Raw genomic sequence first — 26,991 nt, forward strand, 5'->3', positions numbered from 1 at the left:
TACCTGCGACCTGTCGGCGATTCCTGGAACTGTCTTAATACTCTTTGCCGGTAACGCGGCTGCGGTAACTGTCCCAGTCGAAGATGACATACAGGCTGTTACCCAGCTTCATGCGGTCCATGACGCGTTCCCCCAGCAGGCGGGTCATCTCGTCGATGTTGTGGTTTGTCAGCATGCCGGTGGGGCGTTTGGACGAGGAGCGGCGATCGACAATCTGGTTGATGATCACTTTTTCATAGCGGGATTCCGTCTGAACGCCAATCTCATCGATGACCAGCAGGTCGACGTTACTCAGATCGTTAAGCAGCTGTTCTTCGCTGGTTTCACGGTTGCTGAAGGTGTCTTTCATCGCGGACATGATATCGGCCACGGTGATGATGAGGACCGATTTACCGCGCAGAAGCAGCTCGTTGCAGATGGCGGCAGCAAGGTGGTTTTTGCCGGTGCCCGGCTTGCCGCTAAAGATGAAGCTGGCGATATTGCCGTCGAATTCATCCACGTACTGACGCGCGGCAGCGAGCGCGTTCATCTGCCCGGTGGTCTCAATTTTATAGTTATCGAACGAGCAGTTCTGGTGCAGGGGACGAATACCGGAACGGTTAAAGGTGCGCTGCATTTTCATCGCCCGATTTTCGCGGGCGAGCGCGGCGGCGCGGATCTTGCCTTGCTCTTTTTGCCACGCCAGCAGCTCTTCACCGGTGGTGAAAGCAGGCTTCACGTTGGCAGGCATCATTTTTTGCAGACGTTTCATCAGGTCGCCGACGTTCTTCATTTCGCACCTCGGAATCCGCTGGGGATCTGTTTATCCGGTTCTGAAAAGGCATTGATATCACGTTTTGGCTGGCCGTTGTTGCCGGCGCGGGTAATCTGGAGATGACGCGCGAGCTTTTGCTGCCACTGAATATGGGTGAACACTTTACCCTCCGCCTGCCACCAGGCGGTAAACGCGGCAAGCTCTTCCGCTGTGGCGGGTTGGGTTAACGCAATGCCCCACAGCGCGGCCTGCCGCTGAAAATCTGCATCCGGCTGCCAGCCCGCATAGAGGGCAAATTTACCCATCGGAACGGTCACGGGAACGTTAACCGGTTCATCAAAGAACTGGGTATCCAGCGTGACATCGCTTGCCGGGCGTGCCAATTGCGCTTCGATCTCCAGAAGCTGTGCCAGACGTTCCGGTGTGATTGCGTAAAACGCTGGCGCGTTGTCGGCAAAAACCGCAACCGTGCCGCCTTCGGCGTGGGTCAACACACCGCGTGGGTCGCGCATAAAGGCATCAATACCAGCAATGCTGGTGGTCAGAATTCTGGAGGACATAACGCTTACTCTACTGATTACTACGGGCGTGATATGGGCTTATGGTAGCACAGAGAGGGGAAAGGAAAGGAGGGGATTTCCCCGGTGGCGCTGCGCTTACCGGGGCTACAGTCGTAGGCCGAATAAGCGCAGCGCCATCAGGCAGTTATCACGCAATGATGTTCAGCGTGACGTCGATGTTGCCGCGGGTCGCGTTAGAATACGGGCAAACAATGTGTGCCGCATCGACCAGCTTTTTAGCTTCCGCAGGATCCATACCTTCAACGTGGATGTTCAGTTTTGCTTCGATACCAAAACCGGTAGGCAGCGGGCCAATACCCACTTCGCCTTCAATAAAGGCATCTTTTGGCAGGGTAAATTTGTCGCGTGCCGCCACGAACTTCATCGCGCCCAGGAAGCAGGCAGAGTAGCCCGCGGCAAACAGCTGCTCAGGGTTGGTCACGTCTCCCCCCATGCCGCCCATCTCTTTTGGCACACCCAGTTTGACGTCCAGTACGCCATCGGAGGAGGTGGCACGACCGTCACGGCCACCGGTGGCTTTTGCTTTGGCGGTATAAACAACTTTTTCTAAAGACATGGCAGGTTCCTCATTTTGTTTTAATGCGTGCTATTAAATAGCGTGCGATATATATAGGTAAATAATGACGCGTAAAGTATAGCGTTACGCGCGGTGTAGCTGTTGTCGCAAAAGTTCGAGCTGCTGTTTGAGTGCCAACAAGGTGTCTGTATCACACTGCGCTGCGCAACCCACCGCATGGGGGATACCCAATGCCTGCTGCTGGAGTTCATGTCCCGCTTCACTCAGGGTGACGGCGACCTGACGTTCGTCTTTGCGCGAACGGTGGCGGTTGATGAGCCCGGCGCTTTCCAGACGTTTCAACAGCGGCGTCAGGGTCGCAGAGTCAAGGAACAGCCGTTCACCGATGTCCGACACCGTCATATCATCCTGCTCCCACAGCACCAGCATCACCAGATATTGCGGGTAGGTCAGGTTCAGCGGTGCCAGCAGCTGCCGGTACAGCTTGTTAAGCGCCAGGTTTGCCGAATAGAGGGCAAAGCAGAGCTGGTTATCCAGCTTGAGCGCAGCGGTTGCATCGTTCGTTTTCGCGTTCATGATATGAATATAGATAGTGTACGATTTAATTGCAAGCAATTTTATGGGCAGGTGTAACGGAGCGCCACCTGAACGGCCATTTTACGGTAGTGCTGGCGCTGCGCCTGCTCGTCTGCGCCTTCTTCAAACAGCAGCGTAAAGGTGTAGCTGTTGGCAACGTAGTGAAAGCTGAAGCTGCTTATCAGACGATGAAGATCGCGGGCGTCAACCGTCTTACTGAAGAGCTGTTTTTCTTTCCCCCGGCGCAGGATCTCCTCCAGCAGGTCGAGCGCGCTGCGGTTGACCTGGCGGAGATAGCTCGACTGCTGCATAAAGCGGCCGCGCTGCATGTTTTCCATGCAGATAATCCGGATGTAGTCAGGGTGGTCGGCATGATAGTCAAAGGTGGCTTCAACCAGATTGACCAGCGCTTCGACCGGGGGCATTCCCGTCAGGCTTAGCGCTTTTTCGCTGGCGCGAATCTGGGTGTAAACATGTTCAAGTACGAGGAGATAGAGGTTCTCTTTATTCTTGAAATGGTAAACCACCATGCGTTTGGTGGTGCCCGCTTTCTCTGCGATCTGCTCCATCCGTGCACCGTTCAATCCATACTCGGCAAAAAGCGCGATGGCGCTCTGAAAGATTTTCTCTTTCAGGCTGGATTCTTCACTGTGCTCGGGGTGTTCGCTGCCAGGGTTAGCCACATCCTTTCCTTATTTTCACCAAACGGACCAGACGGATTATCTCCACGGCAGCGAAATAACACAAATATCAAACGCGTGGGCGTTTACGGTACAGCCACAGGCCGGGGATCGACAGCCCGATGGAGAGCGCGCCGACGATGGACGAGGCCTTAAGAAAGTTGCTGAGAAGAAGGATCATCTGAGGCTCGGTATAGCCGAAATGGCTGATTTTCACCGCGGAAATCATCGCGGTATAGGCCGATATCCCCGGAAACATGGGGATCACGGCCGCAACGGTGAATACTTTGGGATGCGCCAGATACCAGCGCGACCACTGGATGCCGATACTGCCGACCAGCATGGAGGCCATAAATGTTGACCATTCGATGTTAAAACCCGCCGTCATCATCACCATTCGCGAGCCATGGCCAATCGCGCCCAGCAGCGCACACCACGGCAGCGCGCGTTGCGGTACGTTAAATACCATCGCGAAGCCGACGGCTGGAATGGCGGCCAGAAGCATGTCCTGCGCCAGCGCCAGCAGAAAATCGATCACGCCCATCCGCGTAACCCCCAAAGTGTCATGGCCATGACCACGCCGATGCAGGTCGCCAGCGTCAGCAGGCTGGCGATAGCCCAGCGAGCCAGGCCGGTATTGATGTGACCTTTAAACATGTCGGCGACAGCGTTGATCAACGGAAAGCCCGGGACCAGCAGAAGCACGCTGGCGGCCATGGCAACGGTCGGCGTGTTGGCAAACTGCGGCAGGCGCAGCAGCAGACCGGAAACCGTAGTGGCGACAAATGCGGTAATGCAGAAGTTAATTTGCGGATGCAGCTGCCGATGCGTCAGCAGCTGGCGAACATACATGGCGATACTGCTGGCGAAAAAGGTGATGATTGCACCGTCCCAGCCGCCTTTGTTGAGCTTACAAAAGCAGGCGCACGAGAGCCCTACCATCACCACGACGAGCCAGCGCGGATAACGTAATGGCTTGATCTGGTTGAACCGTTTTTCAATGTCACTGAGATCGAGAAGCTTATGTTCTGCAAGGATGACAATGTGCTGCACTTCGGTCACGACGTGCATGTTGATGCCGCGGTCATGGTTTTTGCGCGTGGAGGTCAGGCACTGACCGTCCTTGATTGTGGTCAGCACAATGGCGTTGGATGAGATTGCGCTTTCGACGCTGTCCATCCCTAGCGCCAGCCCCAGCCGGGTGGAAAGCTCCTCAACCAGCGCGCTTTCCGCGCCGTGCTGGAGCAGAAAAAGACCGCACTGAATACATAGCCGCGTGATTGCACGCTGCGTTGACCGCTCTGCCTGCATGTATTGTCCTGGAAAAAGATGGATAGCTATCTGTTAACCCATAGTGGGTACTTTTAGCACAGAGTGCAGTCCCTCTTGCTGTGGGCCAGATCAAGGTTTGTGCAAACAGTTGCAGTCCGTGTCGTGGAAGGGGGAATGGATTAATTTATCAATACCGTGAATTATAAATACCAAAATATAAAATATTTGTATTTAGTTATTCTAATTTTATATTGTCGTTATTTTAATGTCTCCACAATTAATTTTTGTTTCGCTTTGTGAGATATTACTGCTGTTTAGGCATTTCTTAAACTAAGCATACATCTCATCTTCTGCTTGTATTAACCAGTCTTACACTCAGGGACGAAAATACTCATACGTTGATGCGTTTTAACTTTACTCATCAAATGAAAAATGGACACGGAGGGTCTATGTTGTCATTGCATGGTAAGCATGGCGTTGTCATTAGCCGGATGCCCGTGATGCAAAACGGGTTAGGGGGCCTGATGGCACGTCATTTCCCCGAATTTGAATTGAGCTATTGCCGCTCATTGCAGGAATTAACGCTGCTCCAGTTGCGCCGCGCGGACGTCATTATTGCCGATATTTCAGGCGAATACAGAAACCCTCGGGGGGCGCTTGAAGAGTATTACGGTTTATTAAATCAATACCGGGATATTCACTGGATCTTTTTAGTCTCGCGGCCGCTTTACCCTATTGCGGTTGAGTTACTTATGCGCCCGGAAAGCACATTGCTTTCTGACATGGAGCCTATTGAAGGCGTGGTTAACGCTATTCGGGCCGGTAGCGAGCGGGCAGAGCGGATTAGCCAGACGTTATTAACTCCGGAACCTCAGAGTACGGAGAATGAAAATGAACACGTTATCGCGCTCACGCACTCCGAACGTAAGGTCCTGCGTCTGTTAGGGAAAGGATGGGGGATTAACCAAATCGCCACATTGCTCAAGAAGAGCAATAAAACCATCAGTGCGCAGAAAAACAGTGCGATGCGACGGCTGTCATTACGAAGTAATGCGGATATGTATGCCTGGATCAACAGTACACAGGGAATGAGAGAGCTGAGTTTGCTATCAGCCTATGGAGAGTTCGAGGAATGGAAAAAACCGATTCAACAAGACATATCGCCATCATCGAAAATTGCGCGATGAGTGCCGTCGGGCTACAGCATCTTTTTGCGATGCCCGGCCTGAGCCATTATCAGCTACACCTGTTTAGTGAATTTGACAGTTTTAAGAATGCACTTCATCACGTTAATTTTTTCTCGCTGATCTACTCCCTTTCCGATGCGCGAGAGGAGCGCCGTAACTGCCTGGCGCACCTGCGGGATCTGGCGTTTACGCACGGTCATATCCAGCGCATCATTTTGGTTTCTGACGAGATGGAAGCACGGCTAATTAGCCATCTTTCGCCATCGCGCCTGCACGGAGTAGTCAGTAAATCGGTGACGCTTGAGCATCTGCAGAAGGAACTCGTGGAGTTGCTCAGCGAAACGCTGCGCATCAATGACAATATGCTGAATCACTGGTACCGGAGTCAGAACAGGATGCTAAGCCCCACAGAACGGGCAATATTGCGTTATATGTCCTGCGGGTATTCCATCCCTGAAATCGCGGCACAGCTTGAACGGAATATTAAGACCATTCGGGCACATAAGTTTAATGCGATGGTGAAACTGGGTGTGAATTCAGACGTAGGGTTGCTCGATGCGGCGGATATTATTACGCATCTTCCTGCAAGAGAGCCGCAATGTTTGGCTCTCCTCACGCCCACATTTTTATAACCCGTCTTTTGCGCGCCAGATACACTCTGGCGCGTCAATCAGATACAGACATCCACCCATTTTGCGGAAGTCAGTTCTGCCATTCTGTCAGGTGAAATGCGCACAGCGCTGTGAATTGCGCCTGCGGCGGGCAGCACTTCGGCGTACTGCTTCAAAGAGATATCGCAATATACCGCGAGCGGGTTTTCCAGTCCGAACGGGCATACACCGCCAACGGGATGACCGGTAATGGTCACCACTTCATCACTGCTGAGCATGCGCGCTTTCGCACCGAAGGTGTCTTTGAGCTTTTTGTTATCCAGACGCGCGTCGCCTTTCGCCACCACCAGGATCACCTCATTTTTAACCTTGAGTGACAGGGTCTTGGCGATTTGTCCCGGCTCGACACGATGGGCGGCTGCAGCCAACGCAACGGTAGCAGTACTTTGACTAAGCTCAATAACGTCTATATCCGGCGCGTTGTCGGCAAAAAACTGCTGTACAGACTGCAAACTCATTGTTTCCTCCTGACAAATATCCTGCGTAATCTGTCATAAGAATTTATGCTCTGTAAATATCTCTTAAGTAACAAATACCCCAAACGGCTGATTTCTGGATCCTCTTCACAATCACAGAAACCGGTTACAGTAACCGGTTGCAGAGCGCGGAGCGTAGATTAATACTGAGTACGTAACGTCCCCTGTATCCAATAATAAGAGCCAAATATGAAACCATTTCGTCTGAGCAGTACCGCTGGTTGGCAAGCCAGCAAGGTTGTGAAGCTGATGTATGGAACAACGTGCGGCGCGTATGTGCCCGTAACAAACGTCTGACAGGAGATCTGCCATGTCTGCCAACCATGCTGCGTTTAATCTGATATTCCGTTTCGTCGAAAATTACGTCAGCCCGATAGCCGGGCGGATCTCTTCCCAGCGTCACGTTATGGCGATTCGTGACGGGTTCATCTCCGCGATGCCGTTTATGATTGTGGGTTCGTTTTTGTTAGTCTTTGCTTACCCACCTTTTTCGCCTGATACCACCTGGGGTTTCGCCCGCGCCTGGCTGGATATGGCGAAGCAGTTTGAAGGCCAAATCCTGACGCCGTTTGATATGACGATGGGCATCATGTCCATTTATATCTGTGCCGCCATTGCCTATAACCTTGGCAAACACTACGTCAAATCTCATCAGCTGGACCCCTTTATGTGCGCCATGCTGTCGCTGATGGCGTTTCTGCTGGTCGCGGCACCGAAAACCAAAGGCACGCTCCCTGTCGACAGTCTGGGGGGAACGGGCATTTTTACCGCGATTCTGGTGGCGATTTATTGCGTTGAGATGATGCGTTTCCTCAAAGCGCATAACATCGGCATTCGTCTGCCGGAGCAGGTCCCGCCGATGATCAAAAACTCTTTTGATCTGCTGATCCCGGTGCTGGTGGTGGTGTTGACCCTCTATCCTCTGAGCCTGGTGATTCAGTCACAGTTTGGCATGCTGATCCCGCAGGCCATTATGTCGGTCTTTAAACCTCTGGTTTCCGCGGCAGATTCCCTGCCTGCGATCCTGCTGGCCGTGTTGATTGGTCATCTGCTCTGGTTCGCCGGGATCCACGGTGCCGCCATCGTCTCCGGGATGCTGCAGATGTTCTGGCTGACGAACCTGGGCGCAAACCAGACCGCGCTGGCCGCCGGTCAGCCTTTGCCGCATATCTTCATGGAGGCGTTCTGGACGTTCTTTATCGTAATTGGCGGGTCGGGCGCCACGATGGGATTGGTGATTTGCTATCTGCGCAGCCGTTCAGCGCATTTACGCTCTATCGGGCGTTTGAGCGTAGTACCCAGCTTCTTTAACATCAACGAGCCGGTCATTTTCGGTACGCCAATCGTGATGAACCCGGTGTTCTTTATCCCGTTCCTGCTGGCACCGATGGTTAACGCCGTGCTGGCGTGGGCGGCGATGACGTTTGATTTGATTGGGCGCGTCATCTCCGTGGTTCCCTGGACGGCACCAGCGCCGATAGGCGCAGCGTGGGCCCTGGGCTGGGATTTCCGCGCGGCGATTCTGGTTGTGGTTCTGGCCTGCGTATCGGCGATCATCTACTTCCCGTTCTTCAAAGTGTATGAGAAGCAGCTGCTGGAGCAGGAAGCGGAAGAAGCGCAGCGTAGCGCGGAAGAGGACAATCAGCAGGTGGCCTAGGTAAAAGCAAAACGGCAACTCAGGTTGCCGTTTTTGTTTTTGTAGGCCCGGTAAGCGAAGCGCCACCGGGCAATTCACTGCTCTACTTGAGCGTGCAATCCCCACACTGCTTAACGTCCGGCAGGCGATAGCGCTGGCAGCAGGTGCGGCGAACAAGAAGCCCATCACGGAGCACGACGGTACGGAATAGCGGGTTGTCACGGCCATCGGAAAGCTGCTTTGCAAAGAAACAGGACTGACGCAGGGCCTCAACGTTCTCATCACCGAGAAGCGGCTTCATTTCCGTTAAATACCAGTGGATTAAATAGCCCGTATTGCTCCAGATAAGCTTCCCGTTAATCTCTCCCGTCGCTTCCAGCGCTTCCACCACCGGGATCAGGGCCTGCGTGATGAGCCGCTCCATACGTTCCTGAGCAGTAAGGCGTTCAGCGCTGTGGTCTTCGTGGAGATCAATCCAGAAACAGGCCGCACGTCCGGTTTCGTGAAACTCGACGTGGAAATTATCCGGCGAGAGTTCAAGCATGCTCTTCTGTGTTAACAGCGCCAGCATGAGCGGAGGCACCATCAGCCCGATATACCACTGCGCCCAGAGGGAGAGCAGGGGTTTATTTTCCCGCGTAAGGGTAGGCTGATTGCGATAAATATGGTCGGAATAGGTGGCCAGCAGTGATTGCAGCTTAGACGGTTGGCGCCACTCTGAGAGCGTCATCGCGTGGGACGGGGGCGCTTCATCAAGCCGGATAAAGTCCAGCAGGTGGGCACGCGTTTCCGCAATCTTTTCCCGTATCGCATCTGCAAGCGAAGCATTCCCACTGATGAGCGGCGCTCGCCAGAGGAGAGGTTCGACGATGTGTGCGGTATGCGTGGCCATAGTATAGATAGAAATCTAAATGATAATGATTGCCAATCCTAACTATTGCTCATACCAATGGCAAGACTTTTGTCCTGGTGACCTCGTCGGTAGGGTTATGCCGTCTGAATCTCTTCGCTTAGCAGAATGTTATTGCGTCCCATATGCTTTGCTTCATAGAGGGCTTTGTCCGCTTTTTCCAGCGCGCCTTCCACGTCTTCATCCTCGAAAATGGCGATGCCAATGCTGATAGTGACGTTTGTCGCGACGCTTTCGTTAAACAGATGCGGGATTTTCAAATCATACACTTTCTGACGGATCCGCTCGGCCGTCTGGCGAGCGTGTTCGAGTGAAATGTTGGTCAGCAGCACCATAAACTCTTCCCCACCAAAACGCGCCACAATATCGCGAGAACGCACGGCGTCGCGGATTGCCGCAGAGACGCGCTTCAGCGCCTGGTCGCCCATCATATGGCCGTAATGGTCGTTATAGGCTTTGAAGTGGTCGATATCCATCAGCAGGACAAAGTGTTCGCCATTTTCTACCGTGGGCAGATTCTCCAGACGGCTTTGCAGACCGCGACGATTATAGAGCCCGGTAAGCGGGTCCATCATGCTGAGGTCGGTAAGGGTTTCTCGTTCTTCCAGAAGGCGAGAGAGCAGCTCCTGAGCGAAACGGTCGTTGCGTCTTTGCAAAATGTTATGAATAGCAATTGCCACCACAGGAAGTGCGAAAGAATAGGTCATTCGCAGCCATATATCGTGATCGCTTAACCACAGGCAGACAATAAAGGTGGGCAATGAATGCAGCGTAAACGCTTTGATATTACTGGCGAACGCCAGCGTGCCGATAAAAAGTACTGTTAAAAGAGCAATTAGCAAATATGTCGCATGGTCCTGAGTAATTAAGGCGAATTTGGAGACAATTTGCCAGGCCCACAAAATACCGAAGATACCTGAAACGACAGGAATATTTATCTTCCGCGCGCGCTTTCTCCAGTGCCAGACGAACAGGCCAGTACTGATGGCGAAAATAGCAATCAGAGGGGCGGAAAACAGGCGTACAGAATTGAGCGGATTTGTTACCGAGAACACTGCCGAAGTTGCGTTCAGAAATAAAAATAAACGTAACGATAATTGATATTTTCTGTGAACCAAAGACCGCCAGGATTGTGATGTCATAGTCGCGTGTTTTTATTAAAATTTAATTAAAACAGATAAATAGGTGTTATTTCGCAATAAAATATGCAAAAAACTCAAAGAGTAATTATCAGAAAATCTTTAGACGTTGTTAACAGGTGCGCAATTTATCACCTTAGACAATTCCTGTCATTACGGGAAAGGTAAAGGTCGATGGATTTTGATTCATTCAGCTGGCAAATGATAATTTTTGTTATATGATATTGGTTATCATTATCGTTGGTAGAGGGAAAAGCATGTTGAACAGAGCGCTGGGCAGTGGTTGGGGGGTACTGCTACCGGGAGCCATTCTCGGCGGTTTGACGTTTGCCGATCTCTCTCTCGATACCTGGAAAGTCATCATCGCGTCAGGACTGTTAGTCACGTCAGGCATGATCTGGCATAAGCAACTGCGTCACTTTGTTTTACTGCCATCCTGTGTCGCGCTGGTCAGCGGAATTCTGGTGATACTGATGAGTTTGAAATAACAGGGATAAAGAAGAAATTCAGAGGGGTTGTAAGATAATTGGTGCGAGGGGGGGGACTCGAACCCCCACATCCGTAAGGACACTAACACCTGAAGCTAGCGCGTCTACCAATTCCGCCACCTTCGCACAGTCATCTTACTCTTTATTGCTATGTTGATATCGCCTCGTTGGTGCGAGGGGGGGGACTCGAACCCCCACATCCGTAAGGACACTAACACCTGAAGCTAGCGCGTCTACCAATTCCGCCACCTTCGCCCAGTGCGAGCAATATCATCGTGATTTATGGTGCGAGGGGGGGGACTCGAACCCCCACATCCGTAAGGACACTAACACCTGAAGCTAGCGCGTCTACCAATTCCGCCACCTTCGCATACCATCGATACTGTAAAAGTATCGTAACCACGGAGGCGCATTCTAGTTGTTTTCAGCTTTACGTCAACAGAAAAGTGCGCGTGATGCCTTGATTGATGCAAAAATGGCCGATGGACGCGCCGTGTATAGCCGGATGGCGCTTTCGCTTATCCGGCCTACAGGGGAGGCGATTACTTTTTGGCCTGACGCGTCATCACGGTGCGGTACACCTTAAAGCGGCCGGTCTGGGCGATAACTTCGTGGAAGCCAAAAGTTTCATCCAGCACTTTCGGGTATGCCAGGAAGGCGTTCGCGACGATACGCAGCTCACCACCGCTGTTGAGGTGACGAACTGCGCCACGGATCAACGCTTGTGCCGCTTCCAGGCTGGTCTCCATACCGTCGTGGAACGGCGGGTTAGAGATGATCATGTCGAAGCGACCGGTGATGTCGGAGAAGACGTTGCTGGCAATGACTTCGCCTTCAATGCCGTTTGCGGCAAGCGTTGCGCGGCTGGCTTCAACCGCCGGGGCGCTCACGTCACACAGGGTTAAGCGCACTTTTGGCGAATGGCTGGCGAGCACGGTAGAGAGCACGCCCGCGCCGCAGCCCACGTCCAGCACTTTGCCTTTGGTGTGCGGCGTCAGGGTGGAAAGCAGCAGCTTGCTGCCCGTATCCAGCGCATCGCGGCTGAAAACGCCCGGCAGGGTTTTGATGGTCAGGCCGTCAAGCTGGTACTCGTCCCAGTATGCCTGCGCATCAAACGTTGTCTGTTTTTCCAGACGGCCATGGTACAGACCACAGCGGCGAGCGCTGTCGACTTTATTCAGCGGCGCGTAGCCTTCCAGCAGCTGTTCTGCGCTACGCACGCCGCTGCGGTTTTCACCGACCACGAAAATATCGCAGCCGACCGGCAGCAGGGAGAGCAGGTTCATCAGCTGGAACTGGGCTTCCGGTTTATTCTTCGGCCAGTAGTAGATCAGCGTATCGCAGTCGGCGATATCGCTCTGCTCTGCCACCAGGCTAAAGCGCGCGCGCTCGCCCATCTGGCGGCTCAGCACCTGCCAGTGGTGGTAGTATTGGGTGTGGGCACGGCTTTCAGCACAGTCGAAACGCGCGGGCAGGTCATCCTGCATATCTCCGGCAAACAGAATACGGCTTTCTTCGAAATCATCACTGTGACGCAGCAAGACTTCACTTGCCGGGGTAAATGCAGACATGAATTGTTCCTCAATAAACTCAGGCGGGGATTATAGTAGGTAGATGGCGCACTTTCGACACATTTGCTATATTTGCGCGCCTGAGAGACAGGAGTTTTCCCTATGACATCCCGACGAGACTGGCAGTTGCAGCAGCTGGGCATCACCCAGTGGGCTTTGCGTCGCCCGACGGCGTTGCAGGGCGAAATCGCCATCTCCATACCGGCGCACGTTCGCCTGGTGATGGTGGCGGAAGAACTGCCTGCCCTGAATGACCCCCTGATCGGTGATGTCCTTCGCAGTCTGAAGCTGACGGCCGACCAGGTTTTACCGCTGACGCCAGAGCGTGTCGCGATGCTGCCTCCTGATAGCCGCTGTAACAGCTGGCGTATCGGAGAGGCAAATGAGATCTCTCTTCAGGGGAGCCAGATCTGCACGCCAGCGCTGGACGAACTGAAAGCCAACCCAAAAGCGCGCAGCGCGCTATGGCAACAAATCTGCGAATATGAACACGATTTCTTCCCTCACGACGCCTGACCTGTCCACCGCGTTCGCGATTGAAACACGCGCCCACGCGTTTCCGTGGAGCGAAAAAACCTTCGCCAGCAATCAGGGCGAACGGTATCTGAACTACCGCCTGGACGTTGACGGCACCATGGCCGCTTTCGCGATCACGCAGGTTGTTCTTGATGAAGCGACGCTGTTTAATATCGCGGTTGATCCCGCGTTTCAGCGCCGCGGGCTGGGAAGAGAACTGCTTGAGCATCTCATCCGTGAGCTCGAAACCCGTGACGTTTTCACCCTGTGGCTGGAGGTGCGCGCGTCGAATGTCGCCGCCATCGCGCTCTATGAAAGCTTAGGCTTTAACGAGGCGACAATCCGCCGTAACTACTACCCCACCGCAGAGGGACGTGAAGACGCCATCATAATGGCTCTGCCGATTGGATAATAAAAAATAAGGTTGTAACGATGAAATGGGACTGGATTTTCTTTGATGCCGACGAAACGCTGTTTACGTTCGACTCGTTCGGCGGCCTGCAGCGGATGTTTCTCGACTATAGCGTAACCTTCACCGCTGAAGATTTTCAGGACTATCAGGCGGTCAACAAACCGCTGTGGGTGGATTACCAGAACGGTGCCATCACCGCGTTACAGCTTCAGCACCAGCGCTTTGACATCTGGGCGGAACGCTTAAAGGTCAGTCCGGGAACGCTGAACGAGGCTTTCCTCAACGCTATGGCCGATATTTGTGCGCCCCTGCCGGGTGCGGTTTCTCTGCTGAATGCGTTGAAAGGTAAGGTGAAACTGGGGATCATCACCAACGGTTTTACCGCCCTGCAGCAGATCCGCCTTGAGCGCACCGGCCTGCGCGATCATTTTGACGCGCTGGTGATCTCGGAAGAGGTTGGCGTGCCGAAGCCGGATCCGCGAATTTTCGACTATGCGCTGGCGCAGGCCGGCAATCCCGACCGCGATCGTGTCCTGATGGTGGGGGATACCGCAGAGTCAGATATTCTGGGCGGCATGAAGGCTGGTCTGTCGACCGTCTGGCTCAATGCGCATGGCCGCGTGAAGCCTGAAGGCATCGAGCCGACCTGGACCGTGACGTCGTTGAACGAACTGGAGCAACTCCTGTGTAAACAATGATTGCCTGCCCCCCGTTGATGGGTAAAATAGCCGCAATTTTGTATTCCATGATGCGTGGCGTGCTGCCGCGCTTATAAAAGAAGATTTAATTATGACGTTGTCTCCTTATCTGCAAGAGGTGGCCAAGCGCCGCACTTTTGCCATTATCTCGCACCCGGATGCCGGTAAAACGACCATCACTGAGAAGGTGTTGCTGTTCGGACAGGCGATTCAGACTGCGGGTACCGTTAAAGGCCGTGGCTCCAGCCAGCATGCAAAATCCGACTGGATGGAGATGGAAAAACAGCGTGGTATTTCGATTACCACCTCCGTGATGCAGTTCCCGTATCATGACTGCCTGGTGAACCTGCTGGACACCCCAGGTCACGAAGACTTCTCCGAAGATACCTACCGTACCCTGACGGCGGTGGACTGCTGTCTGATGGTGATCGACGCCGCGAAAGGTGTAGAAGATCGTACCCGTAAGCTGATGGAAGTCACCCGTCTGCGCGATACGCCGATCCTCACCTTTATGAACAAACTCGACCGTGACATCCGCGATCCGATGGAGCTGATGGATGAAGTGGAAAACGAGCTGAAGATCGCCTGTGCGCCAATCACCTGGCCAATTGGCTGCGGTAAGCTGTTCAAAGGGGTTTATCACCTCTATAAAGACGAAACTTACCTGTATCAGACCGGTAAAGGCCACACCATTCAGGAAGTGCGCATCGTGAAAGGTCTGGACAACCCGGATCTGGACGCGGCGGTCGGCGAAGAGCTGGCCGCGCAGCTGCGCGACGAGCTGGAGCTGGTCAAGGGCGCGTCTCACGAATTCGACAAAGAGCTGTTCCTGAGCGGCGAAATTACCCCGGTCTTCTTCGGTACCGCACTGGGTAACTTCGGCGTTGACCACATGCTCGACGGTCTGGTGGAGTGGGCGCCGCAGCCGATGCCGCGCAAAACCGACACCCGTGAAGTGGAAGCGAAAGAAGAGAAGTTCACCGGATTCGTGTTTAAGATTCAGGCCAACATGGACCCGAAACACCGTGACCGCGTGGCCTTTATGCGCGTGGTGTCCGGTAAATATGAAAAGGGCATGAAGCTGCGCCAGGTGCGTATCGGGAAAGACGTTGTCATCTCCGATGCGCTGACCTTTATGGCGGGCGATCGTTCCCACGTTGAAGAGGCCTATCCGGGCGACATCATCGGTCTGCACAACCACGGCACCATTCAGATCGGTGATACCTTCACGCAGGGCGAAATGATGAAGTTCACCGGTATTCCGAACTTCGCGCCGGAGCTGTTCCGTCGCATTCGTCTGCGCGATCCGCTTAAGCAGAAACAGCTGCTGAAAGGCCTGGTTCAGCTCTCCGAAGAGGGCGCCGTGCAGGTGTTCCGCCCGATTGCGAACAACGATCTGATCGTGGGTGCGGTCGGCGTGCTGCAGTTTGACGTGGTCGTTGCGCGCCTGAAGAGCGAATACAACGTAGAAGCGATTTACGAATCGGTGAACGTCGCGACCGCGCGCTGGGTTGAGTGTCCTGACGTGAAGAAATTCGAAGAATTCAAGCGTAAGAATGAAGTTCAGCTGGCGCTGGATGGCGGCGATAACCTGACCTATATCGCGCCAACGATGGTCAACCTGAACCTGACGCAGGAACGTTATCCGGACGTTCAGTTCCGTAAAACCCGCGAGCACTAATCCCCTCTCAGAGCACGGCATTCGCCGTGCTCTTCTTTATTTCCTGTCTTATTAATCCCTTGCGGAATGTTCTTAATTCAACGCAATTTCACGCTATTCGCCCATTTTTTACCCAATTCTGAAAGCGGCTCTGTGAGAGTGATCTATATTTAACTCAGTGTTTAACACCGGGCGTGGATAAATTAACTGTTCAATGCATGGCTTTAGGTTATCCAATTTGCCCGTGTGTTTATTCGCAATATATATCACTACTAAGGAAGTATGTAGCCCGAATAACGGGTCAACACAGGAATAGATCGATGAATATGACAAGACTGAAGATTTCTAAAACTCTGCTGGCTGTAACACTGGGTAGCGTTCTGGTGAGCGGCTCCGCCCTGGCGGAAAGCAGCACCATGGATAAAGCACAATCCACGGCCGATAGCGCAGGGCAAAAAATCGATAGCTCTATGAATAAAGTCGGCAATTTCATGGATGACAGCTCTATCACAGCAAAAGTGAAGGCCGCACTGGTGGATGATGAAGCCATCAAGAGCACCGATATTTCCGTTAAGACCGACAAGAAAGTGGTCACGCTGAGCGGCTTTGTTGAAAGCCAGGCTCAGGCTGAACAGGCGGTAAAAGTGGCGAAAGGCGTCGAAGGCGTCGCCTCCGTCAGCGATAAGCTGCACGTCCGTGACGGCAAAAACGCGTCGGTGAAAGGTTATGCCGGTGATGCAGCCACCACCAGCGAAATCAAAGCTAAACTTTTAGCAGATGACATCGTGCCGTCCCGTAAGGTGAAAGTGGAAACCACCGATGGCGTGGTTCAGCTTTCCGGTACGGTAGATTCGCAGGCGCAAAGTGAACGTGCCGAGTCCATCGCGAAGGCGATTGATGGTGTGAAAAGCGTTAAAAACGATCTGAAAACGAAGTAAATCTCGACCATTCGCCCGTCTGGCTAAACCCTGCGGGCGAAATAAGAACGACTCTGGAAAAACGCCGGTGAGTGACCTGAGCGCTCACGTTTAGCGGCCGACATTAACTATGGTAAAGGAGAAGCTTATGTTTCGTTGGGGCATTATATTTCTGGTTATCGCGTTAATTGCCGCCGCATTGGGCTTTGGTGGTCTGGCAGGTACAGCGGCATGGGCAGCTAAAATTGTCTTCGTTGTGGGTATTATTCTGTTCCTGGTCAGCCTGTTTACGGGTCGTAGACGTCCGTAGCAAACGCAATATTCCTTCAACAAAATAAAGCCAGTCACTGTGACTGGCTTTTTCTTATTTGCGTAACAGGTCGGGTGCGTTACTGTGGTGTTATAAAATAATCAAAACAGGAAAGCAGAGGTGGGGCAACGAATTCCCGTTACGCTCGGCAATATTGCGCCGCTGACGTTAAAACCGTTTCGCGCGGGTCAACTCGCGCTGGTCTGCGAGGGTGGCGGACAGCGCGGCATTTTCACCGCTGGCGTGCTGGACGAATTTATGCGCGCGCAGTTCAACCCCTTTGACCTTTACTTCGGCACCTCTGCCGGGGCGCAGAACCTCTCTGCCTATGTCTGTAACCAGCCCGGCTACGCGCGAAAGGTCATCATGCGCTACACCACGGCGAAAGAATTTTTTAACCCGGTGCGGTTTGTGCGCGGCGGCAACCTGATCGATCTCGACTGGCTGCTGGAGTCAACCTCCAGCCAGATGCCGCTGGCCATGGATACTGCCGCCCGTCTGTTTGATAGCGGTAAAGAATTCTGGATGTGTGCCAGCCGGGGCGATGACTATTCGCCGGGCTATTTTTCGCCTCAGAAAGAGAACTGGCTGGACATTATCCGCGCCTCCAGCGCGATCCCCGGCTTTTATCGTACCGGTGCCCTGCTGGACGGTATTAGCTATCTGGACGGGGGGATCAGTGACGCGGTGCCGGTGCAGGAAGCCGCCCGTCGCGGGGCGAAAACCATTGTGGTGATCCGTACCGTACCGTCGCAAATGTATTACACCCCGCAGTGGTTTAAGCGGATGGAGCGCTGGCTGGGCGACAGCAGCCTGCAGCCGCTGGTGAACATCGCGAAGCAGCATGAAACCACCTACGGCGCGATGCAGCGCTTCATTGAGAAACCGCCGGGCAAGCTGCGTATTTTTGAAATTTATCCGCCTAAGCCGCTGCTGAGCATGGCGCTGGGCAGCCGCGTTCCTGCGCTGCGTATGGATTACAAAACGGGGCGGCTGTGTGGGCGCTACTTCCTGGCGACGGTGGGGAAAATGCTGGCAGAGCAGCCGCCGCTTCATCGCCATAAACGCATTATTACGCCGCCTGCGGTTGTCGCCAACGACGCCCTGACGGTGCCCCTGGTTGACATTCCGCAGGCGAATGACGCTTTACTGGATAACGAGGATCTGGCGTGATGCACCGCTTTGTCGACACCCATTGCCACTTTGATTTCCCGCCGTTTACGGGAGATGAAGAGCAAAGCATTGCGAAAGCGGCCGAGGCAGGCGTTCAGGCCATTATTGTGCCTTCAGTGGAAGCGGCTTACTTTTCCCGCGTGCTGGATCTTTCCACGCGTCACCCTGCGCTCTATGCGGCGCTCGGCCTGCATCCGATCGTGATTGAGCGGCATCGGGATGAGGACATTGAGCGACTTGATGAGATAGTGCAGACCGCAGGCGACAAGCTTGTCGCCATCGGTGAGATCGGCCTCGATCTTTATCGCGAGCATCCGCATTTTGAGCGCCAGCAGACGATCCTCGACGCGCAGCTCAGGCTGGCGAAGCGTCACGATCTGCCGGTGATCCTTCATTCAAGACGCACACACGATAAGCTGGCAATGCACCTGAAGCGTATCGATTTGCCGCGTAAGGGCGTCGTGCATGGTTTCTCAGGCAGCCTGCAGCAGGCGCAGCGTTTTATCGAGCTGGGGTACAAAATCGGCGTTGGGGGCACCATCACCTATCCGCGCGCCAGCAAAACCCGGGACGTGATGGCACAGCTGCCGCTGTCGGCGCTTCTGCTGGAAACCGACGCGCCGGACATGCCGCTGAACGGTTTTCAGGGCCAGCCGAATCGTCCGGAACAGGCGGCGCGCGTGTTTGCCACCCTGTGCGAACTGCGAAAAGAGACTGAAGAGGCCATAGCCGGTGCGCTGCTGGAAAATACGCGTTCGGTATTTGGCATCACGCTATAGATAAAGCGCAGGACGGATCACCGTTATCTTCTGTTTTTCCAGCGCCCGCGCCAGCGGTTCAACGTCTTCCGGCGTGGCGCTGCGCCATGACGCCGCCTCGCCGTACACGCCATGCGCATGAAACGCGTTGATGCGGACCGGCACATTCCCAAGCCCGTGGATAAACGCCGTCAGCGGCTTCAGATGTTCCAGATAATCACACTGTTCCGGAATCACCAGCAGGCGGAGCTCCGTTAAACGATTACGATCTGCCAGCCAGCGGATACTCTGCTTGATCTGCGGGTTTTCGCGCCCGGTCAGGAAGCGGTGGTGTTCGTTCCCCCATGCTTTCAGGTCCAGCATCGCGCCATCCAGTACCGGCAGCAGCTTTTGCCAGCCGGTTTCGCTTAACAAACCGTTGCTGTCGACCAGGCAGGTCAGATGATTCAGGTCGGGATCGGCTTTGATCGCGGTGAACAGCGTCACTAAAAACGGTAATTGCGTTGTGGCCTCACCGCCGCTCACGGTGATCCCCTCGATAAACGGTGCGGATTTGCGGAGCTGTGAAAGGATCTCCTCCACGCTCAGGCGGTGCGCCATGGGCGTTGCCTGCTGCTGGCACAGGTGCAGGCAGGTGTCGCACTGCTGGCAGTCACTCTCCTGCCACCAGACGCGTCCCGCCTGTATGGTCAGCGCGTCGTGCGGGCAGTGGGGCACGCAGTCCCCGCAGTCGTTGCAGCGGCCGATCGTCCACGGGTTGTGGCAGGTTTTACAGCGCAGGTTGCAGCCCTGCAGGAACAGCGCCAGGCGGCTGCCCGGCCCGTCCACGCAGGAAAAAGGGATGACCTGACTAACTAAAGCGCATCTGCTGTTCATGGCTTATCACGCGCGGCTGACGTTCCAGAATACGGGTATTGCGCGCGGCTTCTTCACCCAGCCAGGTGGTATTGGTGCGCGATCCGGCTTCCCGGTACTTCTCCAGATCCGACAACCGCACCATATAACCGGTAACGCGCACCAGATCGTTACCCGCGACGTTGGCGGTAAGCTCGCGCATCCCCGCCCTGAACGCGCCGAGACAGAGCTGGACCACCGCCTGCGGGTTACGTTTTACCGTCTCATCCAGCGTCAAAATATCGCTGATCCCGGAAGCGTAGTGCTTGTGGTGCGGCGCCACCGCCAGCAGGTGGCTGATGGGATCCGGCTCGTCGCCGTAGGGCAGGCGCGCGCCCGGCGTGGTGCCCGAATCGGAGCTGATCCCCGACTGCGCATGCAGCATCGCGCGCTGCTTCCAGCCGTGTTTCACCGGCGTGTTTTCGACAAACGCCGCAAGCTGTTCGCTGATGCGATAGCCCAGCGCGTTGGCCTGCTCGTCTTTGCCGTAACGCCCAGTCATCCCGGCTTTCTCACAGAGCACGTTTACCGCTTCTGCCAGGCCGTACATGCCAAACATCGGCACAAACCGATCGGCATCAATCAGCCCCTCTTTCACCAGGAAGCTATTCTCAAAGAAGCCGGATTGTTGATACAGGAAATCGCAGCGGGCATCGATGATGGCCATTTGCTGCTGGCAGTAATGCGGGAGGGCGCGGCTGAAGAAGTCTTCCATTGACGTACTGTGTTCGGCGATGGCCTTGAGGTTGAGGCGCACCAGGGTGCTGCCACCGCCTGCCAGAGGCAGGGAGTTGTAACAGCTCACTACGCCGTAATGGCCTTTTGTGAAAATTTTATCATTCACCGGGCCATTAGAAATATGCGGTTTACTGCATTCACATATGTTTTTCGCCACCTCAAGCAGCAAATCATCCGGGGTGATCGCTGGATCATAAATAAAGGTCAGGTTCGGCGCGACCTGCTTCAGCTCTGCATCGGCACGCAGAATGGCGCGCGTGACGGGGGTATCTTCCGGCCCGATATTGGCATGCATAAAGGCATCGGGCAACGTACGGTCGAGATAGCGCCAGAAACGTTTTATTCGGCTATTGATTTCTTCTTGTGTTAGAATTCTAACATACGGTTGCAGCAGCGCATCAAGCTGACCGAGATAGACCGGCATCGATGTGACGGACGGAACATGGTGGTAGAGGATGGTTAACAGTGAGAGGGCGTCGTCGAGATCTTTTGCCCCTTCCAGCTCCAGCCATTCTGAACCATTAGCCAGAAATTTTGCGTAATCCGGCAGAACGTAACGGGGTTTGTAAGGCGCATGGCCTTCGAACATGTCGCAGATGAACCCCTCGTCCAGCGCGGCGCGCGCAGCTTCAGGAAGTGCCGGATACGGCAGGTTGTTTTCCGCTTCCAGCGCCAGAAAATGACGTTTTTGTTCCGGGGATAACACCGGGCTTGTCACAATCTGCTGGCAACGTTGTTGCAGGGCGTCGGGGCTGGAGTGGGACATGTTCGCTTCCTTGAGTGTTCTGCGGATGATGAACGGATTGTAGAAAGCCTGCCTGTCGGCACTTTTGATCCGACAGGGGGTATCGCTGCTTTAGTCCGCAATATGCGCGCTAAAGTTTGAAGAAGATCTCATTACAGTAATGCAAATTTGCACGCAGTTTTCATTAACTGTGATGAATGTCGAAGTGTGGATGCGGGTGGATGTTAGAATACTCACAGACCCGCAAGGTAAAATTTATACGGCACTGCCGTTGGAGAATGTTATGACCGATTTAACTGCAAGCAGCCTGCGCGCGTTGAAACTGATGGACCTGACTACCCTGAACGATGACGACACCAATGAGAAAGTCATCGCCCTGTGCCATCAGGCGAAAACGCCGGTGGGCAACACCGCAGCCGTCTGTATCTACCCGCGCTTTATCCCGATTGCCCGTAAGACGCTGAAAGAGCAGGGCACCCCGGACGTGCGCATTGCAACCGTCACTAACTTCCCGCATGGCAACGATGATATCGAGATTGCGCTGGCAGAAACCCGCGCGGCGATTGCCTACGGCGCAGACGAAGTGGACGTGGTGTTCCCGTACCGCGCGCTGATCGCCGGCAACGAGCAGGTCGGTTTTGACCTGGTGAAGGCCTGTAAAGACGCGTGTGCGGCGGCAAACGTGCTGCTGAAAGTGATCATCGAAACCGGCGAGCTGAAAGAAGAGGCGCTGATTCGTAAAGCCTCTGAAATCTCCATCAAAGCCGGTGCGGATTTCATTAAAACCTCTACCGGTAAAGTACCGGTAAATGCGACCCCGGAAAGCGCGCGCATCATGATGGAAGTGATCCGCGACATGGGCGTGTCCAAAACCGTGGGCTTCAAACCTGCGGGCGGCGTGCGTACCGCGGAAGACGCGCAGCAGTTCCTGGCGATTGCCGACGAGCTGTTTGGCGCCGACTGGGCCGATTCCCGTCACTACCGCTTCGGCGCCTCCAGCCTGCTGGCCAGCCTGCTTAAAGCGCTGGGTCACGGCGACGGTAAGAGCGCAAGCAGCTACTAAGTTTGAATTGCCGGGTGGCGCTACGCTTACCCGGCCTACCCGGATCGTGGTCGGGTAAACCGTACCCGCCACCATTCACCCGATTCCTCATGGGGGTTACCGTGTTTCTCGCACAAGAAATTATTCGTAAAAAACGTGATGGTCATGCATTAAGCGACGAAGAGATCCGCTTCTTCATCAACGGCATTCGTGATAACACCGTCTCAGAAGGGCAGATTGCGGCTCTGGCGATGACCATTTTCTTCCACGATATGTCGATGCCTGAGCGCGTGTCGCTGACCATGGCGATGCGAGATTCAGGAACCGTTCTGGACTGGAAAAGCCTCAACCTTAACGGCCCGATTGTGGATAAACACTCCACCGGCGGCGTGGGCGACGTGACCTCCCTGATGCTTGGCCCCATGGTGGCCGCCTGCGGCGGTTACGTTCCGATGATCTCCGGGCGCGGCCTGGGCCACACCGGCGGTACGCTCGACAAACTGGAAGCCATTCCGGGCTTCGATATCTTCCCGGATGACAACCGCTTCCGCGACATTATTAAAGACGTTGGTGTGGCGATTATCGGCCAGACCAGCTCTCTTGCTCCGGCAGACAAGCGTTTCTACGCGACCCGCGACATTACCGCGACCGTAGACTCCATCCCGCTGATCACCGCCTCTATCCTGGCGAAGAAGCTGGCAGAAGGGCTGGACGCGCTGGTGATGGACGTGAAGGTAGGCAGCGGCGCGTTTATGCCAACCTATGAACTCTCTGAGGCGCTGGCCGAAGCGATCGTTGGCGTCTCCAACGGCGCGGGCGTGCGCACTACCGCACTGCTCACCGACATGAACCAGGTGCTGGCTTCCAGCGCCGGTAACGCCGTCGAAGTGCGTGAAGCCGTCCAGTTCCTGACGGGCGAATACCGCAACCCGCGTCTGTTCGACGTCACCATGGCGCTGTGCGTGGAGATGTTAATCTCCGGCAAGCTTGCCAAAGACGACGCCGACGCCCGCGCGAAGCTACAGGCGGTACTGGACAACGGCAAAGCGGCGGAGATCTTTGGCCGCATGGTTGCGGCGCAGAAAGGCCCAACCGACTTCGTCGAAAACTATGCGAAGTACCTGCCGACCGCGACGCTCAGCAAAGCGGTGTATGCCGACAGCGAAGGGTTTGTCTCGGCAATGGATACCCGCGCGCTGGGTATGGCGGTCGTGTCTATGGGCGGCGGCCGTCGTCAGGCGTCAGATACCATTGATTACAGCGTCGGCTTCACCGATATGGCCCGTCTGGGCGACAGCGTTGACGGCCAACGTCCGCTGGCGGTGATCCACGCCAAAGATGAAGCCAGCTGGCAGGAAGCGGCGAAAGCGGTGAAGGCGGCTATTACGCTTGACAATAAAGCGCCGGAAACCACACCGACTGTCTATCGCCGTATCACCGAATAGCGGTATACTGATCTGATCGATAATTTTTGAAGCACTACGTACGGAGAACAATTATGAAACGTGCATTTATTATGGTGCTGGACTCATTCGGCATCGGCGCAACCGAAGATGCGGAACGTTTTGGTGACGTGGGTTCCGATACCATGGGTCACATCGCGGAAGCCTGTGCGAAAGGCGAAGCGGATAACGGTCGTAAAGGCCCTCTGACTCTACCCAACCTGACCCGCCTCGGGCTGGTGAAAGCACATGAAGGTTCTACCGGTAAAATCGCAGCCGGTATGGACGGCAATGCGGAAGTCGTGGGCGCCTATGCCTGGGCGCACGAGCTCTCCTCCGGTAAAGACACCCCGTCTGGCCACTGGGAAATCGCCGGTGTACCGGTGCTGTTCGACTGGGGTTACTTCTCCGATCACGAGAACAGCTTCCCGCAGGAGCTGCTCGATAAGCTGGTGAAGCGTGCCAACCTGCCGGGCTACCTCGGCAACTGCCACTCCTCCGGTACCGTGATTCTGGACCAGCTCGGCGAAGAGCACATGAAAACCGGCAAGCCGATTTTCTACACCTCTGCTGACTCCGTGTTCCAGATTGCCTGCCACGAAGAGACCTTTGGCCTGGATAAACTCTACGAGCTGTGCGAAATCGCCCGTGAAGAGCTGACCGAAGGCGGCTACAACATTGGCCGCGTGATCGCGCGTCCGTTTATCGGCGACAAAGCGGGTAACTTCCAGCGTACCGGTAACCGTCACGATCTGGCCGTTGAGCCGCCGGCGCCAACCGTGCTGCAGAAGCTGGTCGATGAGAAAGACGGCCACGTGGTGTCCGTGGGCAAAATCGCGGATATCTACGCTAACTGCGGCATCACCAAAAAGGTCAAAGCGACCGGACTCGATGCGCTGTTCGATGCCACCATCAAAGAGATGAAAGAAGCGGGCGACAAGACCATTGTCTTCACCAACTTCGTCGACTTCGACTCCTCCTGGGGTCACCGTCGCGACGTAGCGGGTTATGCTGCGGGTCTTGAGCTGTTCGACCGCCGCCTGCCGGAGCTGATGGAGCTGGTGGGTGAAGATGACATTCTGATCCTGACCGCGGACCACGGCTGCGATCCGACCTGGACCGGTACCGACCACACCCGTGAGCACATTCCGGTGCTGGTGTACGGCCCGAAAGTGAAGCCGGGTTCGCTGGGTCACCGTGAAACCTTCGCGGACATTGGCCAGACCCTGGCGAAATACTTTGGTACGTCTGACATGGAATATGGCAAGGCCATGTTCTGATGTCATTGCCCGGTGGCGCTTCGCTTACCGGGCCTACGGTTTTGTAGGCCGGGTAAGGCGTAGCCGCCACCCGGCAAAAACAACAAGTTAAAAGGAACTGAAGATGGCAACTCCTCACATTAATGCAGAAATGGGTGATTTCGCTGACGTCGTATTGATGCCGGGCGACCCGCTGCGCGCGAAGCACATTGCAGAAACCTTCCTGGAAGACGTGCGTGAAGTGAACAACGTTCGCGGCATGCTGGGCTTCACGGGTACTTATAAAGGCCGCAAAATCTCCGTTATGGGCCACGGCATGGGTATCCCATCCTGCTCCATCTACACCAAAGAGCTGATCACCGATTTCGGTGTGAAGAAAATCATCCGCGTAGGCTCCTGCGGTGCGGTGCGTATGGACGTTAAGCTGCGTGACGTGGTGATCGGCATGGGCGCGTGTACCGACTCTAAAGTCAACCGCATCCGTTTTAAGGATCATGACTTTGCAGCCATCGCTGACTTTGACATGGTGCGTAACGCGGTTGACGCGGCAAAAGCGCTGGGCGTTGACGCGCGCGTGGGCAACCTGTTCTCTGCCGATCTGTTCTACTCGCCAGAAGGCGACATGTTCGACGTGATGGAAAAATACGGCATCCTGGGCGTGGAAATGGAAGCGGCCGGTATCTACGGCGTAGCGGCTGAATTCGGTGCGAAAGCGCTGACCATCTGCACCGTATCTGACCATATCCGTACCCACGAGCAGACTACCGCTGCCGAGCGTCAGACCACCTTCAACGACATGATCAAAATCGCGCTGGAATCCGTTCTGCTGGGCGATAAAGAGTAAGCGCTGTTGTGCCGGGTGGCGGCCTCGCCTGACCCGGCCTACGGTTTTGTAAGCCCGCTAAGCGCAGCGCCAGCGGGCTTTTTTACTAGCGCACGGCCTGTGCAACCCATGCTGACAAATCCCTTAACTCTTTTTCCTGCTCCGGAAAATCGCCGATCAGCGCATCACACTCCTGCTGCAACATATCCGCCCGATACAGACAGCCTTGCAGACGAGCGGCTAACGCCTCTAACGGTGCCGGATTGAGACTATCCGTAAAGACCTGCGTGCGGGTGATATGGCCTTTCTCCACGTCGAAGTGCAGCTCCACGCCGCCCCAGGTAAACCGTTCGTCCAGCAGATGGGAAAAGGCAGGGGCCTGACCGAAGTTCCACTCCCAGCTGCTCTGGCGCGCAAAGGTTTCCGCGAAGTTGGGCAGGTCCGGTGTTTTGTCAGGGGAGATCGCTTCAGCTTCTACCCGCTCGCCGTAATGTTCGAAGAAGGCTTCACGAATCGCATCGCAAATCTGCTCGTGAGTAATCCCGGGCAGCAGTTCCACCAGATTCGCCACGCGCCCGCGCACGGAGGTGATGCCCTTAGCCTGTAGCTTTTTCTTATCTGGATTAAGGTAGTTAGCCAGACGGCTGAGATCGGCGTTCAGCAGCAGGGTGCCGTGGTGGAATCCGCGTTCCATCGTTTCGCGATAGGCAGAGCCGGATACCTTGCGGTCGCCATCGGGCGTTTTGACCACCAGATCGTTACGTCCGGAGGCTTCCGCCGTCACGCCGAGCGAATTGAGCGCGTTGAGGACGATGGACGTTGAGATGGTTTTGTCGTATTCCGGTTTGCCCGCCATAAAGGTAAAGCAGGTATTGCCCAGATCGTGGAATACCGCGCCGCCGCCGCTGCTGCGGCGCGCCAGACGGACGTTGTCCTCTTCCATACGGCGGGTGTTGCATTCTTTCCACGGGTTTTGCGCACGACCAATAACCACCGTATCGGCATTGCGCCAGAGAAACAGTACGCGCTGGGTGGCAGGCATCTGGCGGAAGATGCACTCCTCCACCGCCAGGTTAAACCAGGGATCGTAAGAGTCAGAGATAAGCAGGCGTAACGTCGACATGGCAGAGTTCCTTTTCCGAATCA

The 26,991-nt window shown here is 54.9% G+C and carries 30 protein-coding genes and 3 tRNA genes; 16 read left to right on the forward strand and 17 right to left on the reverse strand.

From position 1 onward, the window contains the following. Positions 1–34 precede the first annotated feature (34 nt). The 7 genes from dnaC to ACOTXI_RS09955 all read right to left on the reverse strand — a co-directional run bounded on the left by dnaC (position 35) and on the right by ACOTXI_RS09955 (position 4,419). Positions 35–772: a DNA replication protein DnaC gene (dnaC, locus tag ACOTXI_RS09925; RefSeq protein WP_008502094.1), complete on the reverse strand. Its 738-nt coding sequence runs from the start codon at positions 770–772 to the stop codon at positions 35–37. Then, complete coding sequence (dnaT, locus tag ACOTXI_RS09930) at positions 769–1,314, reverse strand: primosomal protein DnaT (RefSeq protein WP_021240595.1); 546 nt, start codon at positions 1,312–1,314, stop codon at positions 769–771. The genes dnaC and dnaT overlap by 4 nt, the downstream gene beginning before the upstream one ends. A gap of 148 nt (positions 1,315–1,462) precedes the next feature. Further along, positions 1,463–1,891 (reverse strand): organic hydroperoxide resistance protein, encoded by a 429-nt coding sequence (locus ACOTXI_RS09935; protein ID WP_008502092.1) that lies wholly within the window; start codon positions 1,889–1,891, stop codon positions 1,463–1,465. Between the two features lie 84 nt (positions 1,892–1,975). Continuing rightward, positions 1,976–2,428 carry a MarR family winged helix-turn-helix transcriptional regulator gene (locus ACOTXI_RS09940; protein WP_025912127.1) on the reverse strand — a complete coding sequence of 151 codons (453 nt, stop codon included), beginning with the start codon at positions 2,426–2,428 and terminating at the stop codon, positions 1,976–1,978. Between the two features lie 41 nt (positions 2,429–2,469). Continuing rightward, entirely contained in the window at positions 2,470–3,111 is a 642-nt protein-coding gene (locus ACOTXI_RS09945) for a TetR family transcriptional regulator (RefSeq protein ID WP_058654239.1), read from the reverse strand. Between the two features lie 67 nt (positions 3,112–3,178). Further along, positions 3,179–3,652 carry a threonine/serine exporter gene (locus ACOTXI_RS09950; protein ID WP_020885295.1) on the reverse strand — a complete coding sequence of 158 codons (474 nt, stop codon included), beginning with the start codon at positions 3,650–3,652 and terminating at the stop codon, positions 3,179–3,181. After that, positions 3,643–4,419 (reverse strand): threonine/serine ThrE exporter family protein, encoded by a 777-nt coding sequence (locus ACOTXI_RS09955; protein WP_021240591.1) that lies wholly within the window; start codon positions 4,417–4,419, stop codon positions 3,643–3,645. The genes ACOTXI_RS09950 and ACOTXI_RS09955 overlap by 10 nt, the downstream gene beginning before the upstream one ends. A 410-nt stretch (positions 4,420–4,829) precedes the next feature. Here ACOTXI_RS09955 and ACOTXI_RS09960 point away from each other — a divergent pair, with 410 nt between their 5' ends. Together ACOTXI_RS09960 and bglJ are read left to right on the forward strand one after the other, a co-directional pair. Continuing rightward, the gene (locus ACOTXI_RS09960) at positions 4,830–5,567 is read left to right on the forward strand and encodes a helix-turn-helix transcriptional regulator (RefSeq protein ID WP_008502087.1); all 738 of its coding nucleotides are present in this window, start codon (positions 4,830–4,832) and stop codon (positions 5,565–5,567) included. After that, a complete protein-coding gene (bglJ, locus tag ACOTXI_RS09965) occupies positions 5,564–6,199 on the forward strand; it encodes a DNA-binding transcriptional activator BglJ (protein WP_032622978.1) in 636 nt (211 codons plus the stop codon). The genes ACOTXI_RS09960 and bglJ overlap by 4 nt, the downstream gene beginning before the upstream one ends. Positions 6,200–6,237: 38 nt before the next feature. On the opposite strand, the gene ACOTXI_RS09970 is transcribed toward bglJ, so the two are convergent. Beyond that, positions 6,238–6,696, reverse strand: coding sequence for a YbaK/EbsC family protein (locus tag ACOTXI_RS09970; RefSeq protein ID WP_008502085.1), 459 nt, complete (start codon positions 6,694–6,696; stop codon positions 6,238–6,240). Positions 6,697–7,024: 328 nt separating this feature from the next. Here ACOTXI_RS09970 and ACOTXI_RS09975 point away from each other — a divergent pair, with 328 nt between their 5' ends. Beyond that, positions 7,025–8,371, forward strand: a complete 1,347-nt coding sequence (locus ACOTXI_RS09975) for a PTS sugar transporter subunit IIC (RefSeq protein WP_032675905.1) — start codon at positions 7,025–7,027, stop codon at positions 8,369–8,371. Between the two features lie 82 nt (positions 8,372–8,453). On the opposite strand, the gene fhuF is transcribed toward ACOTXI_RS09975, so the two are convergent. Together fhuF and ACOTXI_RS09985 are read right to left on the reverse strand one after the other, a co-directional pair. Further along, entirely contained in the window at positions 8,454–9,242 is a 789-nt protein-coding gene (gene fhuF, locus ACOTXI_RS09980; protein ID WP_058654238.1) for a siderophore-iron reductase FhuF, read from the reverse strand. A 95-nt stretch (positions 9,243–9,337) separates the two neighbouring features. Next, a complete protein-coding gene (locus ACOTXI_RS09985) occupies positions 9,338–10,402 on the reverse strand; it encodes a GGDEF domain-containing protein (protein WP_008502082.1) in 1,065 nt (354 codons plus the stop codon). Positions 10,403–10,617: 215 nt separating this feature from the next. Here ACOTXI_RS09985 and ACOTXI_RS09990 point away from each other — a divergent pair, with 215 nt between their 5' ends. Then, a complete protein-coding gene (locus tag ACOTXI_RS09990; protein WP_072205867.1) occupies positions 10,618–10,887 on the forward strand; it encodes a DUF1435 domain-containing protein in 270 nt (89 codons plus the stop codon). A 39-nt stretch (positions 10,888–10,926) separates the two neighbouring features. Here the strand turns inward: ACOTXI_RS09990 and ACOTXI_RS09995 are convergent. From ACOTXI_RS09995 to rsmC, 4 genes are all read right to left on the reverse strand, one after another. Continuing rightward, positions 10,927–11,013, reverse strand: a tRNA-Leu gene (locus ACOTXI_RS09995). A 42-nt stretch (positions 11,014–11,055) separates the two neighbouring features. Then, positions 11,056–11,142, reverse strand: a tRNA-Leu gene (locus tag ACOTXI_RS10000). A gap of 28 nt (positions 11,143–11,170) precedes the next feature. Beyond that, positions 11,171–11,257 (reverse strand) — tRNA-Leu (locus ACOTXI_RS10005). Positions 11,258–11,429: 172 nt separating this feature from the next. After that, entirely contained in the window at positions 11,430–12,458 is a 1,029-nt protein-coding gene (gene rsmC, locus ACOTXI_RS10010) for a 16S rRNA (guanine(1207)-N(2))-methyltransferase RsmC (protein WP_008502080.1), read from the reverse strand. A gap of 102 nt (positions 12,459–12,560) precedes the next feature. On the opposite strand from rsmC, the gene ACOTXI_RS10015 reads away from it, so the two are divergent. The 8 genes from ACOTXI_RS10015 to ACOTXI_RS10050 all read left to right on the forward strand — a co-directional run bounded on the left by ACOTXI_RS10015 (position 12,561) and on the right by ACOTXI_RS10050 (position 18,923). Further along, positions 12,561–12,974 carry a DNA polymerase III subunit psi gene (locus tag ACOTXI_RS10015; protein ID WP_021240586.1) on the forward strand — a complete coding sequence of 138 codons (414 nt, stop codon included), beginning with the start codon at positions 12,561–12,563 and terminating at the stop codon, positions 12,972–12,974. Then, complete coding sequence (rimI, locus tag ACOTXI_RS10020; RefSeq protein ID WP_008502078.1) at positions 12,943–13,386, forward strand: ribosomal protein S18-alanine N-acetyltransferase; 444 nt, start codon at positions 12,943–12,945, stop codon at positions 13,384–13,386. Before ACOTXI_RS10015 ends, rimI begins: the two co-directional genes overlap by 32 nt. Positions 13,387–13,406: 20 nt before the next feature. Further along, a complete protein-coding gene (gene yjjG, locus ACOTXI_RS10025) occupies positions 13,407–14,084 on the forward strand; it encodes a pyrimidine 5'-nucleotidase (protein ID WP_047746202.1) in 678 nt (225 codons plus the stop codon). Between the two features lie 91 nt (positions 14,085–14,175). Then, on the forward strand, positions 14,176–15,765 hold the full coding sequence (prfC, locus tag ACOTXI_RS10030; protein ID WP_058654237.1) for a peptide chain release factor 3: 1,590 nt from the start codon (positions 14,176–14,178) through the stop codon (positions 15,763–15,765). Positions 15,766–16,064: 299 nt separating this feature from the next. Then, the gene (gene osmY, locus ACOTXI_RS10035) at positions 16,065–16,682 is read left to right on the forward strand and encodes a molecular chaperone OsmY (RefSeq protein WP_008502075.1); all 618 of its coding nucleotides are present in this window, start codon (positions 16,065–16,067) and stop codon (positions 16,680–16,682) included. 127 nt (positions 16,683–16,809) lie between these two features. Further along, positions 16,810–16,971 carry a DUF1328 domain-containing protein gene (locus tag ACOTXI_RS10040; RefSeq protein WP_003856556.1) on the forward strand — a complete coding sequence of 54 codons (162 nt, stop codon included), beginning with the start codon at positions 16,810–16,812 and terminating at the stop codon, positions 16,969–16,971. Positions 16,972–17,091: 120 nt separating this feature from the next. After that, on the forward strand, positions 17,092–18,144 hold the full coding sequence (locus ACOTXI_RS10045) for a patatin-like phospholipase family protein (RefSeq protein WP_058654236.1): 1,053 nt from the start codon (positions 17,092–17,094) through the stop codon (positions 18,142–18,144). Continuing rightward, positions 18,141–18,923, forward strand: a complete 783-nt coding sequence (locus ACOTXI_RS10050; RefSeq protein WP_072205866.1) for a TatD family hydrolase — start codon at positions 18,141–18,143, stop codon at positions 18,921–18,923. Before ACOTXI_RS10045 ends, ACOTXI_RS10050 begins: the two co-directional genes overlap by 4 nt. Here ACOTXI_RS10050 and ACOTXI_RS10055 read toward each other — a convergent pair. Together ACOTXI_RS10055 and ACOTXI_RS10060 are read right to left on the reverse strand one after the other, a co-directional pair. Continuing rightward, complete coding sequence (locus ACOTXI_RS10055) at positions 18,918–19,778, reverse strand: YjjW family glycine radical enzyme activase (RefSeq protein ID WP_058654235.1); 861 nt, start codon at positions 19,776–19,778, stop codon at positions 18,918–18,920. The genes ACOTXI_RS10050 and ACOTXI_RS10055 overlap by 6 nt on opposite strands. After that, positions 19,753–21,300, reverse strand: a complete 1,548-nt coding sequence (locus ACOTXI_RS10060; RefSeq protein WP_421633871.1) for a YjjI family glycine radical enzyme — start codon at positions 21,298–21,300, stop codon at positions 19,753–19,755. Before ACOTXI_RS10060 ends, ACOTXI_RS10055 begins: the two co-directional genes overlap by 26 nt. A 262-nt stretch (positions 21,301–21,562) precedes the next feature. Between ACOTXI_RS10060 and deoC the strand changes: the two genes are divergently transcribed. The 4 genes from deoC to deoD all read left to right on the forward strand — a co-directional run bounded on the left by deoC (position 21,563) and on the right by deoD (position 25,866). Continuing rightward, positions 21,563–22,342: a deoxyribose-phosphate aldolase gene (deoC, locus tag ACOTXI_RS10065; RefSeq protein ID WP_003856543.1), complete on the forward strand. Its 780-nt coding sequence runs from the start codon at positions 21,563–21,565 to the stop codon at positions 22,340–22,342. Between the two features lie 101 nt (positions 22,343–22,443). Continuing rightward, complete coding sequence (gene deoA / locus ACOTXI_RS10070) at positions 22,444–23,766, forward strand: thymidine phosphorylase (protein ID WP_032635526.1); 1,323 nt, start codon at positions 22,444–22,446, stop codon at positions 23,764–23,766. Positions 23,767–23,819: 53 nt separating this feature from the next. Beyond that, positions 23,820–25,043, forward strand: coding sequence for a phosphopentomutase (gene deoB, locus ACOTXI_RS10075; protein ID WP_014882457.1), 1,224 nt, complete (start codon positions 23,820–23,822; stop codon positions 25,041–25,043). 103 nt (positions 25,044–25,146) lie between these two features. Then, a complete protein-coding gene (gene deoD / locus ACOTXI_RS10080; protein WP_003856538.1) occupies positions 25,147–25,866 on the forward strand; it encodes a purine-nucleoside phosphorylase in 720 nt (239 codons plus the stop codon). An 85-nt stretch (positions 25,867–25,951) separates the two neighbouring features. Here the strand turns inward: deoD and lplA are convergent, their stop codons facing one another. Further along, a complete protein-coding gene (gene lplA / locus ACOTXI_RS10085) occupies positions 25,952–26,968 on the reverse strand; it encodes a lipoate--protein ligase LplA (protein ID WP_058654234.1) in 1,017 nt (338 codons plus the stop codon). Between the last annotated feature and the right edge of the window lie 23 nt (positions 26,969–26,991).

The sequence above is a fragment of the Enterobacter cloacae complex sp. BZL2005 genome (assembly GCF_049238885.1).
In the GTDB taxonomy this organism is placed as follows: domain Bacteria; phylum Pseudomonadota; class Gammaproteobacteria; order Enterobacterales; family Enterobacteriaceae; genus Enterobacter; species Enterobacter roggenkampii.

Coding starts and splice junctions, on each gene's coding strand:
- dnaC (WP_008502094.1), bottom strand. CDS start 772: ATGAAGAACGTCGGCGACCTGATGAAACGTCTGCAAAAAATGATGCCT.
- yjjG (WP_047746202.1), top strand. CDS start 13,407: ATGAAATGGGACTGGATTTTCTTTGATGCCGACGAAACGCTGTTTACG.
- ACOTXI_RS09985 (WP_008502082.1), bottom strand. CDS start 10,402: ATGACATCACAATCCTGGCGGTCTTTGGTTCACAGAAAATATCAATTA.
- ACOTXI_RS09935 (WP_008502092.1), bottom strand. CDS start 1,891: ATGTCTTTAGAAAAAGTTGTTTATACCGCCAAAGCAAAAGCCACCGGT.
- ACOTXI_RS10060 (WP_421633871.1), bottom strand. CDS start 21,300: ATGTCCCACTCCAGCCCCGACGCCCTGCAACAACGTTGCCAGCAGATT.
- ACOTXI_RS09960 (WP_008502087.1), top strand. CDS start 4,830: ATGTTGTCATTGCATGGTAAGCATGGCGTTGTCATTAGCCGGATGCCC.
- ACOTXI_RS09940 (WP_025912127.1), bottom strand. CDS start 2,428: ATGAACGCGAAAACGAACGATGCAACCGCTGCGCTCAAGCTGGATAAC.
- bglJ (WP_032622978.1), top strand. CDS start 5,564: ATGAGTGCCGTCGGGCTACAGCATCTTTTTGCGATGCCCGGCCTGAGC.
- ACOTXI_RS09990 (WP_072205867.1), top strand. CDS start 10,618: ATGATATTGGTTATCATTATCGTTGGTAGAGGGAAAAGCATGTTGAAC.
- ACOTXI_RS09955 (WP_021240591.1), bottom strand. CDS start 4,419: ATGCAGGCAGAGCGGTCAACGCAGCGTGCAATCACGCGGCTATGTATT.
- lplA (WP_058654234.1), bottom strand. CDS start 26,968: ATGTCGACGTTACGCCTGCTTATCTCTGACTCTTACGATCCCTGGTTT.
- ACOTXI_RS09975 (WP_032675905.1), top strand. CDS start 7,025: ATGTCTGCCAACCATGCTGCGTTTAATCTGATATTCCGTTTCGTCGAA.
- ACOTXI_RS10040 (WP_003856556.1), top strand. CDS start 16,810: ATGTTTCGTTGGGGCATTATATTTCTGGTTATCGCGTTAATTGCCGCC.
- deoC (WP_003856543.1), top strand. CDS start 21,563: ATGACCGATTTAACTGCAAGCAGCCTGCGCGCGTTGAAACTGATGGAC.
- osmY (WP_008502075.1), top strand. CDS start 16,065: ATGAATATGACAAGACTGAAGATTTCTAAAACTCTGCTGGCTGTAACA.
- deoB (WP_014882457.1), top strand. CDS start 23,820: ATGAAACGTGCATTTATTATGGTGCTGGACTCATTCGGCATCGGCGCA.
- ACOTXI_RS10055 (WP_058654235.1), bottom strand. CDS start 19,778: ATGAACAGCAGATGCGCTTTAGTTAGTCAGGTCATCCCTTTTTCCTGC.
- rsmC (WP_008502080.1), bottom strand. CDS start 12,458: ATGTCTGCATTTACCCCGGCAAGTGAAGTCTTGCTGCGTCACAGTGAT.
- ACOTXI_RS09970 (WP_008502085.1), bottom strand. CDS start 6,696: ATGAGTTTGCAGTCTGTACAGCAGTTTTTTGCCGACAACGCGCCGGAT.
- ACOTXI_RS09950 (WP_020885295.1), bottom strand. CDS start 3,652: ATGGGCGTGATCGATTTTCTGCTGGCGCTGGCGCAGGACATGCTTCTG.
- rimI (WP_008502078.1), top strand. CDS start 12,943: ATGAACACGATTTCTTCCCTCACGACGCCTGACCTGTCCACCGCGTTC.
- fhuF (WP_058654238.1), bottom strand. CDS start 9,242: ATGGCCACGCATACCGCACACATCGTCGAACCTCTCCTCTGGCGAGCG.
- dnaT (WP_021240595.1), bottom strand. CDS start 1,314: ATGTCCTCCAGAATTCTGACCACCAGCATTGCTGGTATTGATGCCTTT.
- prfC (WP_058654237.1), top strand. CDS start 14,176: ATGACGTTGTCTCCTTATCTGCAAGAGGTGGCCAAGCGCCGCACTTTT.
- ACOTXI_RS10015 (WP_021240586.1), top strand. CDS start 12,561: ATGACATCCCGACGAGACTGGCAGTTGCAGCAGCTGGGCATCACCCAG.
- deoD (WP_003856538.1), top strand. CDS start 25,147: ATGGCAACTCCTCACATTAATGCAGAAATGGGTGATTTCGCTGACGTC.